The following is a 1,678-nucleotide window of genomic DNA, read 5'->3' as shown; positions in this document are numbered from 1 at the left end:
GGCGAGGCAGGTGCCATCGCCGCTGGCGAGAACAGCATTGCCGCCGGTGCCTCGGCCAGTGCCGACGGTGCGCTGTCGGTGGCCGTCGGTGCGGCCAGCCAGGCGCAGGGCGACCTGGCTTCGGCCGTGGGCAACAACGCCCAGGCACAGGGCCTCGAGAGCACGGCGCTGGGTTCCTTCAGCAACGCCATGACCGATGGCGCCACCGCGATCGGCGCCAACGCGATGGCCTCCACCGCCAACAGCGTGGCGATCGGCAGCAATGCGAGGGTCAGCGGCACGGCTGCCAACTCGGTGGCCTTGGGCGCCGGTTCGATCGCCACCCGCAGCAACAGCGTGGCCATCGGCAATCGCCAGATCACCAATCTGGCGGCCGGTACCCAGGCCAGCGATGCGGTCAATGTCGGCCAGGTGCAGACCATCGCCAATGCCTTCGGCGGCGGTGCCGGCTTTGCCAACGGCGCGTTCGTGGCCCCGACCTATGCGATCCAGGGCGGCAGCTACCACAACGTCGGGGCGGCGTTTACGGCAGTGGACAACAAGTTGAACGACCTGCAGGGGCAGGTGGACAACATCCAGGTGGGTACGCCGACCACTGCGGCCAGCGCCGAAGCACCGGCGGCCACCGCCAGCACCATGACGGCGAAGACGGCCGTGGCCACGACGGCGAAGACGGCAACGGCAACCACCGCGACAGCTGTCCAGGCTGCGCCCGTCGAAGCCTCGGGTGTCGAAGTGGCCAGTGTCGAGGCGGCGAGTGTCGAAGCATCGACTACCGAACCGTCCACCGCCGTCGCCACCCGCAACGCATCCAGCGGCCAGATCACCGCGGCCGCAAGCGATCACGCCCCGGTGCCGATGGCCGCACCGTTGGCAGAGGGCACGCCCGTCGCGCCCGAAGCCGATGCCACCGCGGCGGCCACCGCCGAAGCGCGCGCCTACGCCGACAAGACCGCCACGCAGACCCTGTCCTCGGCCAAGAGCTACGCGGACATGCGCTTCAACGCGGTGACCGACGAGTTCACCCAGTTGCGCGATGAAGTTGGCCAGCGCTTCGACCGCCAGGACCAGCGCATCGACCGCATCGGGGCGATGGGCGGTGCGTTGACCGGCATGGCGATGAACAGCGCCAACCTCAGCGGCGTGAACCGCATGGCGATCGGTGTCGGTGCGCAGGGCGGCCGCCAGGCCTGGGCGCTGGGTTACCAGCGTGCGGTCGGCGAACGCGCCAGCGTGTCGCTGGGTGCGGCGTTCTCCGGCAGCGAGAACACCGTCAGCGGCGGCGCCGGCATCAGCTGGTGATGAAACACCTGCCATGCCGTGCAGGCCTCGGCCTGCACGGCATGGCGGTCTGACTCCACTTCGTTCCACAACGCGTCACCGCGACGACAGCCGGCATCCGCGCAACGGCACCGCCGTCCTCGCGTCACTTTTGAAATCCACGGGAGAGAGCCACAGATGAAGAGGAACACCCGCCACCTGGCCGTCGGCACCCTGGCCGCCGCCCTGCTGGCCAGCATGACCGCCCATGCCGCCACGCCGGCGAATTCGAACAGCGCCGCCCCGGCGGCACGCCTGCTGCAAAGCCGCAACATCGTGCCGTTGGCGCGCACGCAGGCGCCGACCGGCTTCGACCGCTTCATCGTCAAGTATCGCGATGGCAGTACTGCGCGCCGCA

At 69.7% G+C, this 1,678-nt stretch carries 2 protein-coding genes; both read left to right on the top strand.

The window, feature by feature from the left end; all coding sequences use genetic code 11:
• Positions 1–1,302 (top strand): YadA-like family protein (locus tag IP90_RS16480; protein ID WP_199753524.1); only part of this gene is annotated, 1,302 nt, incomplete at its 5' end.
• Between the two features lie 156 nt (positions 1,303–1,458).
• The coding region (locus IP90_RS16475; protein ID WP_144900763.1) for a hypothetical protein at positions 1,459–1,678 on the top strand (220 nt) is incomplete at its 3' end.

The sequence above is a fragment of the Luteimonas cucumeris genome (assembly GCF_007830035.1).
In the GTDB taxonomy this organism is placed as follows: domain Bacteria; phylum Pseudomonadota; class Gammaproteobacteria; order Xanthomonadales; family Xanthomonadaceae; genus Luteimonas_C; species Luteimonas_C cucumeris.
This window is presented reverse-complemented; position numbering and strand designations above follow the sequence as displayed.